General features: G+C 54.9%; 13 protein-coding genes and 1 other RNA gene. 10 read left to right on the top strand and 4 right to left on the bottom strand.

Translation table 11 applies throughout. From position 1 onward, the window contains the following. Positions 1–237 precede the first annotated feature (237 nt). From KNP72_RS05395 to KNP72_RS05385, 3 genes are all read left to right on the top strand, one after another. A complete protein-coding gene (locus tag KNP72_RS05395; protein WP_214832401.1) occupies positions 238–1,452 on the top strand; it encodes a DASH family cryptochrome in 1,215 nt (404 codons plus the stop codon). Between the two features lie 75 nt (positions 1,453–1,527). After that, a non-coding RNA gene (gene ssrS, locus KNP72_RS05390) (6S RNA) lies at positions 1,528–1,714 on the top strand. Between the two features lie 95 nt (positions 1,715–1,809). Beyond that, complete coding sequence (locus KNP72_RS05385) at positions 1,810–2,577, top strand: tRNA threonylcarbamoyladenosine dehydratase (RefSeq protein WP_021066918.1); 768 nt, start codon at positions 1,810–1,812, stop codon at positions 2,575–2,577. A gap of 24 nt (positions 2,578–2,601) precedes the next feature. Here KNP72_RS05385 and KNP72_RS05380 read toward each other — a convergent pair whose 3' ends face one another. Beyond that, on the bottom strand, positions 2,602–3,909 hold the full coding sequence (locus KNP72_RS05380; protein ID WP_214832400.1) for a replication-associated recombination protein A: 1,308 nt from the start codon (positions 3,907–3,909) through the stop codon (positions 2,602–2,604). Positions 3,910–3,969: 60 nt separating this feature from the next. Between KNP72_RS05380 and cymR the strand changes: the two genes are divergently transcribed. The 4 genes from cymR to KNP72_RS05360 are packed head-to-tail and all read left to right on the top strand — an operon-like array spanning position 3,970 to position 7,326. Further along, complete coding sequence (gene cymR / locus KNP72_RS05375) at positions 3,970–4,377, top strand: cysteine metabolism transcriptional regulator CymR (RefSeq protein WP_021066920.1); 408 nt, start codon at positions 3,970–3,972, stop codon at positions 4,375–4,377. 17 nt (positions 4,378–4,394) lie between these two features. Further along, positions 4,395–5,531, top strand: coding sequence for a cysteine desulfurase family protein (locus KNP72_RS05370; protein ID WP_214832399.1), 1,137 nt, complete (start codon positions 4,395–4,397; stop codon positions 5,529–5,531). Positions 5,532–5,534: 3 nt separating this feature from the next. Further along, positions 5,535–6,656 carry a tRNA 2-thiouridine(34) synthase MnmA gene (mnmA, locus tag KNP72_RS05365; RefSeq protein WP_214832398.1) on the top strand — a complete coding sequence of 374 codons (1,122 nt, stop codon included), beginning with the start codon at positions 5,535–5,537 and terminating at the stop codon, positions 6,654–6,656. Between the two features lie 10 nt (positions 6,657–6,666). Further along, positions 6,667–7,326 carry a tetratricopeptide repeat protein gene (locus tag KNP72_RS05360; RefSeq protein WP_214832397.1) on the top strand — a complete coding sequence of 220 codons (660 nt, stop codon included), beginning with the start codon at positions 6,667–6,669 and terminating at the stop codon, positions 7,324–7,326. 44 nt (positions 7,327–7,370) lie between these two features. Here KNP72_RS05360 and KNP72_RS05355 read toward each other — a convergent pair whose 3' ends face one another. From KNP72_RS05355 to KNP72_RS05345, 3 genes are read right to left on the bottom strand one after another with little or no spacing between them, the layout of a single operon-like run. Continuing rightward, entirely contained in the window at positions 7,371–7,817 is a 447-nt protein-coding gene (locus tag KNP72_RS05355) for a hypothetical protein (protein WP_214719538.1), read from the bottom strand. Continuing rightward, positions 7,814–8,098 (bottom strand): hypothetical protein, encoded by a 285-nt coding sequence (locus KNP72_RS05350; RefSeq protein WP_214832396.1) that lies wholly within the window; start codon positions 8,096–8,098, stop codon positions 7,814–7,816. The genes KNP72_RS05355 and KNP72_RS05350 overlap by 4 nt, the downstream gene beginning before the upstream one ends. A 54-nt stretch (positions 8,099–8,152) precedes the next feature. After that, a complete protein-coding gene (locus KNP72_RS05345; RefSeq protein ID WP_251128886.1) occupies positions 8,153–8,701 on the bottom strand; it encodes a VOC family protein in 549 nt (182 codons plus the stop codon). Positions 8,702–8,817: 116 nt separating this feature from the next. On the opposite strand from KNP72_RS05345, the gene KNP72_RS05340 reads away from it, so the two are divergent. The 3 genes from KNP72_RS05340 (at position 8,818) to alaS (ending at position 14,733) form a co-directional block, all read left to right on the top strand. Continuing rightward, a complete protein-coding gene (locus KNP72_RS05340; RefSeq protein WP_021066927.1) occupies positions 8,818–9,504 on the top strand; it encodes a magnesium and cobalt transport protein CorA in 687 nt (228 codons plus the stop codon). Between the two features lie 70 nt (positions 9,505–9,574). Next, positions 9,575–11,782, top strand: a complete 2,208-nt coding sequence (gene recD2, locus KNP72_RS05335; RefSeq protein ID WP_251128885.1) for an SF1B family DNA helicase RecD2 — start codon at positions 9,575–9,577, stop codon at positions 11,780–11,782. A gap of 311 nt (positions 11,783–12,093) precedes the next feature. Further along, positions 12,094–14,733, top strand: a complete 2,640-nt coding sequence (gene alaS / locus KNP72_RS05330) for an alanine--tRNA ligase (protein WP_214832392.1) — start codon at positions 12,094–12,096, stop codon at positions 14,731–14,733. Positions 14,734–14,763 lie beyond the last annotated feature (30 nt).

The following is a 14,763-nucleotide window of genomic DNA, read 5'->3' as shown; positions in this document are numbered from 1 at the left end:
GGTGTCGATGCTTTTTTTGCTTTGTTCTTTTTATAGTAATCGTAGACGAACGGTGCGACCGCCGTCGCGACTTTAATGAGTGTACCAAATTTACCTTTTCTAGCCATGTTGCTGCACCCCTTTCTGTTCTAATGATGTATATTCCACCTGTTCCAGAAATGAAAACATATTTCATACAGTTTCGTCTAAGCGAACACCGGCAGCCATGTCCCATAATGGGGGGAGGAGGCGAAAAAGATGAAGACGATTATCTGGTATCAAAACGATTTACGGGTCGATGACCATCGCCCGCTCGAGGAGGCACTCCGGCATGACGATCCCATCGAAGGTCATTACGTCATTCCACAAGAAGAGCTCATTGAAAACCGGTTCGGCCATACTCCGCTTGGACCACGTCGACTTCAGTTTTTGAACGAGTCACTCGACGACTTGGCCGGTTCGCTCGCAGCGTTCGGCATCCCGCTTTTCGTCCATATCGGTCATCCGCTCGACATGTTCGACCCAACCGACCGCTTATTGTTCCAACGAGCGATCGGCTATAACGAACGGAGACGCGAACGTGAGGTCATGACCGCGTGGCAAGGCGAGTGCCAATCGTTCGATGGGTTCACCCTCTATCCACGAGACGAGATTCCGTTCGAGAAACTGCCATTTCTCTTCACCGAGTTCAGGAAAGCAATGGAGGCTGATGCGAGACCGGACCGCTTGATTGAGCGCTCGCCTACGAAAGAATTGCATTCCGTCGATTTCCCGGTTACCTATGAACAGCAGGAACATGACGCACGGACTGCGTTTCCGTTTCGAGGCGGGGAACGGGCGGGACGAGAGCGGCTCGACGCATATTTGGCCGGTCCGGTCCGGACGTATAAAGAGACACGGAACGGCTTCGGGGTCGACGACTCGTCGAAGCTGTCGGCTTATCTCGCCAACGGTTCGTTGTCACCGCGCCGGGTGCAGCACGAGCTCGAGCAACATGAGCGGTTGCACGGGGCAAACGAGTCGACGTATTGGCTCTATTTCGAGTTGCTCTGGCGCGAGTTCTTCCAATGGGTCGCCCTTGAGCAAGGGAAACGACTGTTCCGCGCCCAAGGCATTCGATTGAAACAGAAGGCATGGCGCGTAGACGATGATGTCATCGGCCGTTGGCAAGCGGGCGAGACGGGCGTCGACTTCGTAGATGCGTTCATGCGTGAATTGAATACGACGGGATGGATGTCGAACCGGGGGCGTCAAATCGTCGCGAGTTACTTTGCGAAAGAGCTCGGGCAAGACTGGCGCATCGGCGCGTCGTATTTCGAATCGATGCTGATTGATTATGATGTCGCCAGCAATACCGGCAATTGGGCGTACCAGGCCGGGGTCGGCAACGACTCGCGAGATCGCTGTTTCAACGTCACGCGGCAACAAGATACGTACGACCCGACCGGTGCGTTTCGTAACAGTTGGTTGTGACGAAACTGTCATGAGAAGTCATCGTTTCTGATTGACTTCTTTTTACAGACAGTGCTATAGTAAGGACAACAGATGGGATACCTGAGGTGTACGAGAGCCGCCTTCGTTATTTTGAGCCAACACTTTGAATACGGGAGACCGAACTGCCATCCAGATCAACTGCCTCATCACGTGCAGGAGGACTTGTGAAGGGGACGCTAGGTCACCCACCTGCTTAAGCAGGTTCAAAAGCAGGGCATCGTCACGGCACTCCGGGTCCCATCGATTTTATTGTAAAAACGTCGCTAGACGTCTTTTTTTTGATTATAATTCCGAGTAAAATAGTGTGAGAAAATAGAATTAATTTGGAGGAAGAGTATGTTACACCAGTTTTCACGAAATGAGTTGGCCATCGGTCAAGAAGGTTTAGAAGCATTAAAAGGTAAGACGGTCGCCATCCTCGGCGTGGGCGGTGTCGGGTCGTTCGCGGCCGAGGCACTCGCCCGGAGCGGTGTCGGACGCATCGTCCTCGTCGATAAGGACGACATCGACATCACGAACGTCAACCGCCAAATCCACGCGCTCTTGTCGACGGTCGGGCAACCGAAAGTCGAAGCGATGGGAACACGTCTCCTCGACATCAACCCGGAGCTTGAGCTCGTCAAATTGAAAATGTTCTATACAGAAGAGACGTTCGAAGAGTTCTTCGCCCAAGACCTCGATTTCGTCATCGACGCCTCGGACACGATCATTTATAAGATCCATTTGATTGTCGAGTGCAAACGCCGGGGCATCCCGGTCATCTCGAGCATGGGCATGGCCAACAAGATGGACCCGACGCGCATCAAAGTCGTCGACATCAAGGATACGACGTACGACCCGATCGCCAAGATGGTCCGGACGCGTCTTCGTAAAGAGCGTATCCATAAAGGCGTCCCGGTTGTCTTCTCGGACGAGTCACCGATCGTGACACGCGAAGACGTGAACGAGGTCGTCGGCAAAAAGGATGCCCCGATCCGTAAAGCGAAGATGCCACCGAGTTCGAACGCGTTCGTCCCGTCGGTCGCAGGACTCGTCGCTGCGGGCTACGTCATCAATCAAATGCTCGAGACAGCGGGTGTCGAGATTAACCGCATCCAGAAATGAAAAAACGACGCTGACTCATCAGAGTCAGCGTCGTTTTTCCCAATAGTCTAGCCGTTTTTGCAGCTGTTGCTCGAAGCCACGGCTCGTCGGTGTATAATATTTAGGACGTTTCCGGGCCAGATTTTCCGGCCAATAGTTTTGCGGGACGTAGCCGTCTTTCTCGTCGTGCGGGTATTTGTAGCCGGCACCGTTGCCGAGCTCACGCGCACCCGGGCTATGGGCGTCGCGGAGATGGACAGGGACCGGGCCGCCTTCGACCGTGCGGACGTGATGGATCGCCTTGTCGATGGCGGTGATGACCGCGTTCGATTTCGGTGCCGTCGCGAGATAAAGGACGGCCTGGGCCATCGGGATGCGCGCTTCCGGGAAACCGATATGCTCGCTCGCGCGAGCGGCCGCATCGACGATGACGAGCGCGTTCGGGTCACTTAGCCCGATATCTTCGGCCGCATGGACATAGAGCCGGCGCATGATGAAGCGCGGTGATTCACCGGCCTCAATCATGACGGCGAGCCAGTACAGGGCCGCGTCCGGGTCGGAGCCACGAATCGATTTGATGAACGCCGAGATGACGTCATAATGCCGGTCGCCCGTCTTGTCGTACTTGATTGCTTTTTGTTGAATCGACTCTTCGGCGACTTCGAGCGTGATGTCGATTTTGCCGTCAATCTCGGGCGTGGTCAACACGGCCAGTTCGAGCGCGTTCAACAGCACACGGTAGTCACCGTCCGCCATTTTGATATAATGGTCCACGGCGGCTTCCTCAATCTTGACCGGATAGTTGCCGAGCCCCTTTTTGTCAGACAAGGCCCGTTCCAAGACGACGCGCAGTTCGTCTGGTCCAGGCGGTTCGAGCCGGAACACGGTCGCGCGCGACAGTAACGCCGCGTTGACCTCGAAACTCGGGTTTTCGGTCGTCGCCCCGATCAAGATGAGCTTGCCGGCCTCGAGTGCCGGGAGCAGGGCGTCTTGCTGCAGTTTATTGAAACGATGAATCTCATCTAAAAATAAAATCGTCCGGTCTTGTTCGAAGTCGAACCGGGACTCGGCCTCACGGATGACACTTCGCAGTTCATCAAGTTTGGCCGTGACGGCGTTCAATTGGACGAACGTTGCTTTCGTATAATTTGAAATGACACGGGCGAGCGTCGTCTTGCCCGTTCCCGGCGGTCCATACAAGATAATCGTGCCGAGGCGGTCGGCCTCGATGGCCCGGCGCAACAATTTGCCTTCGCCGATGATGTGGCGTTGACCGATGACTTCGTCTAACGTTTCAGGCCGCATCCGGTTGGCGAGTGGGCCGCTATTCGATTGCTGAAACAAATCACTCATACGTACACATTCCTTTCGACAAACGTTTGTTCGATTAGTATAGCAGAAGGAGACATGAAGATGAAAATATCTACAAAAGGTCGTTATGGATTGACGATCATGATCGCACTGGCTCGGGAAACGGACAATAAACCGCTCAGCTTGAAAAAGATTGCGGCCCGGCATGACTTGCCGGAACATTACTTAGAGCAATTGATCGGTCCGCTCCGCAACGGTGGGCTCGTCAAAAGCGTCCGCGGGGCGTACGGCGGCTATCAGCTCGTCAAACCGGCGACGGACATCACGGCGGGAGAAATCATCCGCCTGCTCGAAGGCCCGCTCACGATTGTCGAAGATTCAGAGGCAGATGACGCCGTGAAACGGAAGCTATGGGATAAAATCAAAGCCGCGATCGAGAAAGTGCTCGAAGAGACGACACTTGCCGATCTCGCTGAAGAAGATTCAGACGGCTATATGTTCTATATTTAAAGGTGAGGTGAACGAACATGAACTACTTTGATCATGCCGCAACGACGCCGATGCGTCCGGAGGTGCTTGAAGCGATGACGCCGTATTTGCTCGAGCAATACGGTAACCCCTCGAGCATCCATGGCATCGGACGAACGGCCCGTGCTGCATTAGACGCTTCGCGCCGGACCCTCGCCACGTGGATCGGGGCGACGCCGAACGAGATCGTCTTCACGTCGGGTGGGACCGAGTCGGACAACTATGCGTTGTTCGGCGCGGCATACGCGAATCAACATAAAGGAAAACACTTGATTACGACGAAAGTGGAGCACCATGCCGTCCTGCACGCGATGGAGCAACTCGAACGGGAAGGCTTTGAGGTGACGTATCTCGATGTCGACGCGACGGGTGCAGTGACGCTTGACTCCGTTCGTGCCGCGCTAAGGGACGATACGATTCTTGTCTCGGTCATGTACGGCAACAATGAGGTCGGCACACTTCAACCGATTGCGGAAATCGGTGCGCTCCTCGCCGACCATCCGGCCTATTTTCACACGGACGCGGTCCAAGCGCTCGGCACGGAAACGATTGACGTCAAGGCGCTCGGTGTCGATTTATTGTCGGCCTCGGCCCATAAAATCAATGGCCCGAAAGGTATCGGTTTTCTTTTTATGAAAACAGGTGTAAAATTAGCGACGCGTTCTTTTGGAGGACAACAAGAACGGAAACGTCGAGCCGGCACGGAAAACGTTCCGGGTGCCGTCGGGTTCCAACAAGCAGCCGAACTGGCTAAAATCGAACAGGCCGAACGGGTGAAGACTTACCAGCAAATTGCTGAGGCGCTCTTCGGGCGACTCGATGAACTCGGAGTGGAGTATGACGTGAACGGGGCGAACCGCCTGCCGCACATCGTCAACTTGTATCTCCCGGGCATCGAGCTCGAACCGTTCCTCATCATGATGGACATGCGCGGTTTTGCCATCTCGAGCGGTAGTGCCTGCACGGCCGGGTCGATTGAACCGTCACACGTATTGACGGCGATGTTCGGGACGTCGGACCGGACGAAACAGTCCGTCCGCATCAGCTTTGGACACGGCAACTCGGTCGAAGACGTGGAACGGCTCGCCGAACGACTCTCTGAGGTCGTCTCGACATTCACGAACGGAGTGAGATAACAAATGAACTTACGCACAAAAGCCCCTGCCGAGACGACGGTCGTCGTCGGGATGTCAGGCGGCGTCGATTCATCGGTGACGGCCCATCTGCTCAAAGAGCAAGGGTATAACGTCATCGGAATCTTTATGAAAAACTGGGATGATACGGACGAGAACGGTGTCTGTACGGCGACGGAAGACTATGAAGACGTCATCGCGGTCGCCAACCAAATCGGGATTCCTTATTACGCGGTCAACTTCGAGAAAGAATATTGGGACCGTGTGTTTGAATACTTTTTGGCCGAGTACCGTCTCGGACGGACGCCGAACCCGGATGTCATGTGTAACAAGGAAATCAAGTTCAAGGCGTTCCTCGATCACGCGCTACGCCTCGGTGCCGACTTCGTCGCGACCGGGCACTACGCACGGGTCGAGTATGTTGACGGTGAGCATCGACTCCTTCGTGGGAAAGATGACAACAAAGACCAAACTTACTTCTTGAACCAGTTGTCACAAGACCAACTCGCGCGGACGATGTTCCCGATTGGTCATATGGACAAGAAAGACGTCCGTGTCATCGCCGAAGAAGCGGGGCTCGCGACAGCGAAGAAGAAAGACTCGACCGGCATCTGCTTCATCGGAGAGCGCAACTTCAAAGAGTTCCTCTCAGAGTATTTACCGTCACAACCAGGCATCATGCAGACGCTCGATGGGGAACAAAAAGGCAACCATGATGGGCTCATGTATTATACGCTCGGTCAACGCCATGGCCTCGGCATCGGCGGCGACGGGGACCCATGGTTCGTCGTCGGCAAGAACGTCGAAGAAAACATCCTCTACGTCGGCCAAGGCTTCCATCATGACGCGCTCTATTCGGACGCATTGCTCGCATCAAAACTTTCGTGGACCGGAGCTGTCCCAACAGGTGAGTTCCGGGCGACGGCGAAATTCCGCTACCGTCAACAAGACGTGCCGGTGACGATTGCGCCACTTGAAAATGGCGACGTGCTCGTCAAATTCGATGAGCCGCAACGTGCCATCACGCCAGGACAAGCAGTCGTCTTCTATGACGGCGACATCTGTCTCGGCGGTGCGACGATTGACGAAGCGTATCGCAATGGCAAACGACTCGACTATATCGGATGAGGTGATGAGGATGAACGCAAACGAATTAGGGATTCAAGCGATGCAACAAGGTGAGTTCGAACAGGCGGCTAAGCAGTTCAATGCGGCCATCGAGGCGGACTCGACCGACCCGACCGGTTACGTCAACATGGGCACGCTGCTACAAGCGATCGGTGACCATGAACAGGCCGTCGTCTTTTACGATAAGGCGCTCGAACTCGACAACGCGTTCGGCGCGGCCCACTATGCGAAGGGGGCGCTCGCCTATGAGCTCGAACAGCTCGACTTGGCCGAGGCTTCGCTTCGTCAGGCGCTCCTGGCCGGAATGGACGACGCCGACCTGCACTTCATGCTCGGCTTGACGTACAAGGCGATGGGCGACTTCGTCCGGGCGTTGCCACGTCTCCGCGAGGCGATGAAGCAGGCGCCGGAAGACGTCGAGATTTCGTTCCAGTACGGGCTCGCGCTCGCACAGAACGAACAACTCGACTTGGCCGTCGAAGCGCTCGAGCATACGCTCGACCTTGACGCGAGCCATACGGACGCCCGCTACAATTTGGCGATTGCCTACGCCTTCCTCGGTGAACAGGACAAGACGTACGCTGAACTTGAGCGTGTGCTCGAGTTGCAACCGGACCATGCGCTCGCCTTTGACGCGAAAGCGAAAATGGATGAGCTACTCGGCAACTGAATCAAAAAAGCGCTTCTCGCAAATTTTGCGAGAAGCGCTTTTCGTTAGTCCCAATAATGGAAGATGACGTTGCCGATTGTCTTTGGCTGCCAATAGTTGATTTCTCCACGTTCTGCCTTGTTCAGAAACGGCTGTAGCGTCACATCAAATCGTTCATTCAGCTCCGCCGCTGATGGGATTTGATAGGAATCCGGAAACATTTCGGTCAGTTCGGGTACATCGATGTATTCGTACTGAAACGGTTCAAATTTTGAGATGCCAATGATGGGATACACTCTGCTGAGCAGCACATAGATGCTGCGTCCACGGATGGTGATCGTCGCTTGGTCATAGTTCGGAGTGACCGAGTCACCAAGGATGATGTTGCACGTGCCACCTTTCCGACGAGCGTAATCGAAACAAACCGTTTGGAATGATTTATTATCGAACTCGGGGACGGGGCAGTCGCCGTATGAAAAGCCAGTGATACATTCTGGTAAGATGAGCGTCATGAAGCCACCTCCCCGATCATCCAAACCGCAAGATTATAAATCGTCAATAATAATGCGAAGGCGAGCGTGATAGAGTTCCAACCGACGCGTCGGCCTGATTTAGCCCGGTGTATACCATCTGTTAAGATGAGCAAGGCTGCACCGAATGAAACGAACGATAGGGTGGCAAAAGAAGTTAGACGATCGAGCGTGGGGAATGTATCCACCATGAAAGACAGTCCATACGTGAGCAATCCTAAACCAATCACGATGAGAAGCGGGAAGAAACGCATAATACACAACCTTTTCCATTTTCTCTCATCGTATCATGTTGGGTTGTCGAGCGTATACGTGAATCAGAGTTGTTTCGTCGTGATTTTCACGGGCTCGCCACCGAACTTCTCGTACGCCTCGTCCATGTTTTTCGTATACAGCTCGATGACGTTCTTGCTCGGGTCTTTAAAGTAGGCCGAGCGCTCTTTGCCGTTGACCGTCTCGTCTTCGTCCCACGTCCGGAGCTTCGTCGGGATGTTTGACGCCTCTAATACCTCGAGCGCTTGATCGAACGAGTCCATCGGCACATAGAACGCGCAGTGGACGTGGGCGCCGCCCTCATCATAGAGTGTGTCCCACTCGGTTACGTCCTCTTGGCGATTCGATTCTTCTTCCGATGTGAAATCACGTTTCAGCCAGAGACCAAGACGGGTGTTCCCGCCGACATAGAGCCACGTCGCCCACGGTTCGTCCGCCTGTTCTTGCGCTTCGCTCGGCTCGGCATCGTCACCGACCCATTGTTCGACGACGGGAAGTCCGAGCTTGCCGTGCCAAAAGTCGACGGCCTCCGCCATATCGGTCACTTCTAACACGAGTTCACACAGGCCACTGATTGGAATACGTTTCGTCATACATAGTCCCTCCTTCATAGGTTCACTCGAACAGTTCCCGCTTTGATTCGACGAAAAACGTGCATAGCCGTCCAATTGTTCGGGAAATGGAATAACAATTGAGAGGGGAGAAGTCTATGCGATTGATCAGTCTGGTCAGTGTCCTTGTTTTTTTTATCATCGAATGGTTTATGCTCGGTCGTCTGTTTGCCGCCATCGACGAACGTTTAGCGACGGGCGAATGGACGAACAATCTGTTGTTCCGGGTCGTCGTCGAGTCGGAGCGGGCGTCGACCGTCCTGTTAGTCTTATTCGCGACGTTCTTCGTGCTCGGTATCATCATGCATTGGGTGTTGTCGACTCATCGCTCTTGGTCCGTAACGCTCGGGACGGTCGGGGTGGCCTGGGTCGTACCAGCCCTGCTCGCGATTGTGGCTTGGTTCATCCCAAATCCATACATCCAGCTCGCCATCATCGTGTTGCAGTTGTCGTTCATCCCGCTCATCCCGTTCGTCGGACAGACGGTGCGGCTCGGTCATGTCGTGCTCAACTGGGGCGTCCATGTCGTTGCCGCAGGTCTCGTGTTGTTGATTCAGCGGCCATCTTTGGAGCAATTGTTCCGCATCGAGCGGACCGAACTGTTCGAGCGGCTCGAAGGGTACGTCAATTCGGGCGAGTTGGAACGGTTCGAACGGTTGCTTGAAACCGTGGACTTAGATCAACTTGAACGGATCTTGAACCGAATCGATCTCGATCAACTCATTCAAATCTTGGAACGGGTCGACCTCGATCAACTTGAGCGCATCTTGAACCTGTTCAGTTAGGCGATTTGTCCTATCGTTTCAACTCGGGCTATAATGGGGGATGGAAAACTAGCTGGAGGTGGCTCGAATGATGGCAGCACCTTACGAGTTGACAGGAAAAGTCATCCGCGTCCTGTTTCAATCGGAAGAAGAAGCGCACACGATCGCGCTCGTACGTATAAAAGAAAAGAATTTTGAGACAGACGAGACCGAGATGGTCATCGCCGGCGTCGGCGTCGGTATTGAGAAAGGCGAGACGTATAAGGCGCACGGCCGACTCGTCGACCATCCCCGGTTCGGGAAACAGATGAAAGCAGAGTGGATTCGCCGGGTCGTCCCGATGACGAAGCGCGCCGCCGTCCGCTTTTTGACGAACGGTTCGTTCCCCGGGATCGGCCAAAAGACGGCCCAGAAGATTGCCGATGCACTCGGAGACGACTGCATCGATCAAATCGTCAAGCATCCGAGCCTTCTGTCGAACGTCGAAGGGTTGAAAGAGAAACAGGCCCGCGTCATCACTGAGCGGTTGAACGTCTTATATGGCGTCGACCAGTTGCTCTTGTTTTTGGCGCCGTTCGACGTGACGCCGCGCCTCGCCTCAAAGATTCATAAAGAATATGAGGGACGGGCGATGGAGACGATTGAAAAAAATCCGTACGCCCTCATGTATGACGTCCCTGGAATCGGCTTCAAGACGGCCGATGCTATCGCCGCCCACTTCGGGATTCAAGGGATTCATCCCGAGCGAATTGCTGCGGCCGTGTTATACGTCCTTGAGCTCGAGCAAGGCAACGGGCATTTGTTCGTCACGGCCGACCAACTCGCGAACGAGATGCCGCGCATCATCGGCGGCGACCCGGGTGAGGCACTCGTCTCGGCGCTCGAGACGCTCGCGAATGACGAACGTGTCATCGTCGAAGACGGTGTCGTCTATCATCCGCGTGTCTACCGGGCCGAACAAAAAGCGGCCGAAGAACTTGCCCGCATCATGTCGACCTCGACGACAGAAGACGTCGATATGACGACGATTTTTGATGCGGTCGGACGCGTCGAAGAGATGTTCTCGATTGAGTATGCGACACAGCAACGGGAAGCGATTGAGCTCGCCTTGAAGTCGCCGCTCATGGTCCTCACCGGTGGACCGGGTACCGGGAAGACGACCGTCGTCCGCGGCATCATCCATGCGCTCAGCGACGTGTTCGATTGGAAACTCGAGCCGGTGCAGAACCAGCCGTTCCCGTTCGTGCTGGCCGCACCGACCGGACGGGCCGCGAAACGGCTCAGCGAGTCGACGGGGCTGCCGGCCTCGACGATTCACCGGTTGCTCAAATTTGACGGCAGTTCGTTCCAAGTCGATGACACGAATCCGCTCGTCGGAAAAGTGCTCATCGTCGACGAGGCGTCGATGATTGACATCTTCTTGTTCCGCAGCCTGCTCAGGGCTGTGCCGAACGGGATGAAGATTCTGTTCGTCGGGGACCGCGATCAATTGCCTTCGGTCGGACCTGGCCAAGTGCTCGCCGATTTGATGGCGACCGAAGGCATCCCGGTCGTCCGGCTCGATGTCGTCCATCGGCAGGCGTCCGAGTCGAGCATCCTGCGCCTGGCGCACGCGCTCAACGCGAAACAAATGCCAGACGATTTACTGGCGGCACTGCCGGACCGTCGTTTTTACACGGCCAACCAAGAGACGGCGCTGCAGGCCATCTGCCAAATGGCAGGGGCCGCGCTCCGGAAAGGCTATTCGCCGTTCGACATCCAAGTGCTCGCGCCGACGTACCGTGGGATTTGCGGCATCGACGGGTTGAACGAGGCGCTCCAAAACGTGTTCAATCCGAAATCGGCCGCCCGGGAAGTGAAGCACGGCAACCGGACGTATCGAAACGGGGACAAAGTGCTCCAACTCGTCAATAACGCCGAGGAGAACGTCTATAACGGTGACATCGGTGAAATCACGAACATCTTTTACGCCAAAGAGAACGTCGATAAGGTCGATAAAATCTATATCCGTTTCGATCAAACCGAGGTCGAGTATAACCGGAGCGAATGGGACCAGTTCACCCACGCCTATGCCATCACCATCCATAAGTCGCAAGGGTCCGAGTTCCCGATCGTGCTCATGCCCGTCTTTTTCAACGGCGGTTTCCGCTCGTCGCGCAACTTGATTTATACGGCCGTCACGCGGGCGAAGAAGAGCTTGCTCTTGTTCGGGGACGTGCGTGCGCTCGAGGCAGCGACACGGGAAGAGGAACCGGTGCGCCGGACGAAACTCGTCGAACGGCTAGGCGGCAAGTCTTGACGTCTTTCGACTGACGTGTGATAATGACGAATAGAAAACTGAAACGATTAAAGACGATGAAGGAAATGAGTACGTCGTAACCGCCTCACCAGAGACATCTTCCTAGGCTGTGAGAAGATGGGGGTCCGGTCGACCGAAGCTAGTCTGGAGTCCCCACTCACCCTGGGCGCCTCATCCGCGTTATCGGATGTTCGAGGTACGGCTTTGCCGTGCGAACGAGGGTGGTACCACGAAGCGATGCTTTCGTCCCTTTCCACAGGGATGAGCATCGCTTTTTTTTCGTTTCGTTTAAACTGAAGGAGGAATTGTTGATGAAACCGCTCAAACCATTAACTGGCGCACAGATTCGCCAAATGTATTTAGATTTCTTCAAATCAAAAGGACACAGTGTCGAGCCGAGTGCCTCACTCGTACCGGTCGAAGATCCGACGCTTCTTTGGATCAACTCAGGTGTCGCGACACTTAAAAAATACTTTGATGGCCGCGTCATTCCAGCTAACCCGCGCATCGTCAACGCGCAGAAGTCGATTCGGACGAACGACATCGAGAACGTCGGGAAGACGGCTCGTCACCATACGTTCTTCGAGATGCTCGGAAACTTCTCGGTCGGCGACTACTTCCGCGAAGATGCGATCAAATGGGGCTGGGAACTCCTCACGAGCGATGAATGGTACGGACTCGATCCGGACCGTCTGTCGGTGACGATTCACCCAGAAGATGAAGAAGCGAAACAAATCTGGCTCGGATTAGGCGTTCCGGCTGACCGCATCATCCCGCTCGAAGAGAACTTCTGGGAAATCGGGGAAGGCCCGTCTGGCCCGAACACAGAAATCTTCTTCGACCGCGGACCGGCGTTCGGTGACGACCCGACCGACCCAGAACTGTATCCGGGTGGCGAGAACGAACGCTACTTGGAGATTTGGAACATCGTCTTCAGTCAGTTCAACCATGATGGGCACGGGAACTATACCGAGCTCCCACGGAAGAACATTGATACGGGGATGGGTCTCGAGCGGATGGCGAGCGTCATGCAAGACGTGCCGACGAACTTCGATACAGACCTGTTCATGCCAATCATCCGGGAGACGGAGAAAATCAGCGGCGAGACGTATCGCGCCGACAGCAGCAAAGATGTGGCGTTCAAAGTCATCGCCGACCATATCCGGACCGTGTCGTTCGCGATTGGGGATGGGGCCCTCCCATCGAATGAAGGTCGTGGCTACGTCCTTCGTCGTTTGCTCCGTCGTGCCGTCCGCTATGCGAAGATGCTAGGCATCGAGCGTCCGTTCATGTATGAGCTCGTCGATGTCGTCGGCGATATCATGGTCGATTTCTACCCGCAAGTCCGTGAGAAAAAAGACTTCATCAAAAAAGTCGTCAAGAACGAGGAAGAACGTTTCCACGAGACGCTTCATGACGGTCTTGCGATCTTGAACGAAGTCGCGAAAGCACAAAAAGCAGCCGGTTCGAACGTCATCAGCGGAGAAGATGCATTCCGTCTGTACGATACGTACGGTTTCCCGCTCGAATTGACGATCGAGTATGCGGAAGACCATAACCTCTCAGTCGACGAGGACGGCTTCAAACAAGCGATGAACGCCCAGCGCGAACGTGCCCGGACAGCCCGCGCCGACGTCGAGTCGATGCAAATCCAGTCAGGCGTACTCGCAGACATCACGCTCGCGTCATCATTCGTCGGTTACACGAACCTCAGCACGGAAGCAAAAATTATCAGCTTGATTCACGATGGTGAGCTCGTCGACGTCGTCGCAGCAGGCGAAGAAGCGCAAGTCATCCTCGACCAGACGCCATTCTATGCAGAGAGCGGTGGTCAAATCGGTGACAAAGGTCAAATCGTCGGGTCGGACTTCGTCCTTCACGTGAAAGATGTCTCGAAAGCACCGAACGGCCAAAACTTGCATACGGTCACGGTCACATCGGGTGTCGCCAAGGCAGAGGTCGCGGTGACAGCAACGGTCGACTTCGACTCACGTCAAGCGATCATTAAAAACCACACAGCGACACACTTGTTGCATCGTGCGTTGAAAGACACGCTCGGTGAGCACGTCAACCAAGCTGGTTCACTCGTGACACCAGATCGTCTTCGCTTCGACTTCTCGCACTTCGGTCAAGTAACGGCTGAAGAGCTCCAGTCGATCGAGCGTCAAGTGAACGAACGCATCTGGGCGTCGATTGCTGTCGATATCGAAGAGATGAATATCGCCGACGCGAAAGCGAAAGGTGCGATGGCGCTCTTCGGTGAGAAGTATGGGGACGTCGTCCGCGTCGTTGCGGCCGGTGACTCGGTCGAGCTTTGCGGTGGTTGCCACGTCGGTAACACGGCTGAAATCGGACTCTTTAAAATCTTGTCGGAGTCAGGAATCGGGGCCGGCACACGTCGCATCGAGGCGGTCACAGGCGCTGGGGCTTACGAAGTGATGAACCAGCATATCGAGACGCTCGAGACGGCAGCGAAATTGCTCAAGACAAAACCGCTCGAAGTGCCGACACGTGTCCAAGCGCTTCAAGTTGAAATGAAAGAACTTGAACGCGCGAGCGAATCGCTCAAAGCGAAGCTTGCGAACATCGAAGCGTCGTCACTCACTGACTCCATCGAAACGTTCGGCGATGTCCAATTGATTGCCAAACGCGTAGACGGACAAGACATGGACGCGCTCCGTGGCATGGTCGACGAATTGAAAGGCAAGCTCGGTTCAGCCGTCATCTTGCTCGGTTCAGCGAACGGCGACAAAGTCAACCTCGTCGCAGGGGTGACGAAAGACTTGAACGACCGTGGCTTCCATGCCGGGAAATTGATTAAAGAAGTGGCGACACGTTGTGGCGGAGGCGGTGGTGGCCGTCCTGACATGGCGCAAGCCGGAGGCCGTGACGCGACAAAACTGGACGAAGCATTGAAGTTTGCTTCACATTACGTTCAATCACTGGCATAATAGAATGTGAAGTGCAAACGGAAAGAGGTG

The sequence above is a fragment of the Exiguobacterium sp. s152 genome (genome assembly GCF_018618335.1).
In the GTDB taxonomy this organism is placed as follows: domain Bacteria; phylum Bacillota; class Bacilli; order Exiguobacteriales; family Exiguobacteriaceae; genus Exiguobacterium; species Exiguobacterium chiriqhucha.
Note: the sequence above shows the minus strand (reverse complement) of the source record. Positions and strands in the feature narration are given on the sequence as shown.

Coding starts and splice junctions, on each gene's coding strand:
- KNP72_RS05360 (WP_214832397.1), top strand. CDS start 6,667: ATGAACGCAAACGAATTAGGGATTCAAGCGATGCAACAAGGTGAGTTC.
- mnmA (WP_214832398.1), top strand. CDS start 5,535: ATGAACTTACGCACAAAAGCCCCTGCCGAGACGACGGTCGTCGTCGGG.
- cymR (WP_021066920.1), top strand. CDS start 3,970: ATGAAAATATCTACAAAAGGTCGTTATGGATTGACGATCATGATCGCA.
- KNP72_RS05345 (WP_251128886.1), bottom strand. CDS start 8,701: ATGACGAAACGTATTCCAATCAGTGGCCTGTGTGAACTCGTGTTAGAA.
- KNP72_RS05340 (WP_021066927.1), top strand. CDS start 8,818: ATGCGATTGATCAGTCTGGTCAGTGTCCTTGTTTTTTTTATCATCGAA.
- KNP72_RS05385 (WP_021066918.1), top strand. CDS start 1,810: ATGTTACACCAGTTTTCACGAAATGAGTTGGCCATCGGTCAAGAAGGT.
- alaS (WP_214832392.1), top strand. CDS start 12,094: ATGAAACCGCTCAAACCATTAACTGGCGCACAGATTCGCCAAATGTAT.
- KNP72_RS05355 (WP_214719538.1), bottom strand. CDS start 7,817: ATGACGCTCATCTTACCAGAATGTATCACTGGCTTTTCATACGGCGAC.
- KNP72_RS05370 (WP_214832399.1), top strand. CDS start 4,395: ATGAACTACTTTGATCATGCCGCAACGACGCCGATGCGTCCGGAGGTG.
- KNP72_RS05395 (WP_214832401.1), top strand. CDS start 238: ATGAAGACGATTATCTGGTATCAAAACGATTTACGGGTCGATGACCAT.
- recD2 (WP_251128885.1), top strand. CDS start 9,575: ATGGCAGCACCTTACGAGTTGACAGGAAAAGTCATCCGCGTCCTGTTT.
- KNP72_RS05380 (WP_214832400.1), bottom strand. CDS start 3,909: ATGAGTGATTTGTTTCAGCAATCGAATAGCGGCCCACTCGCCAACCGG.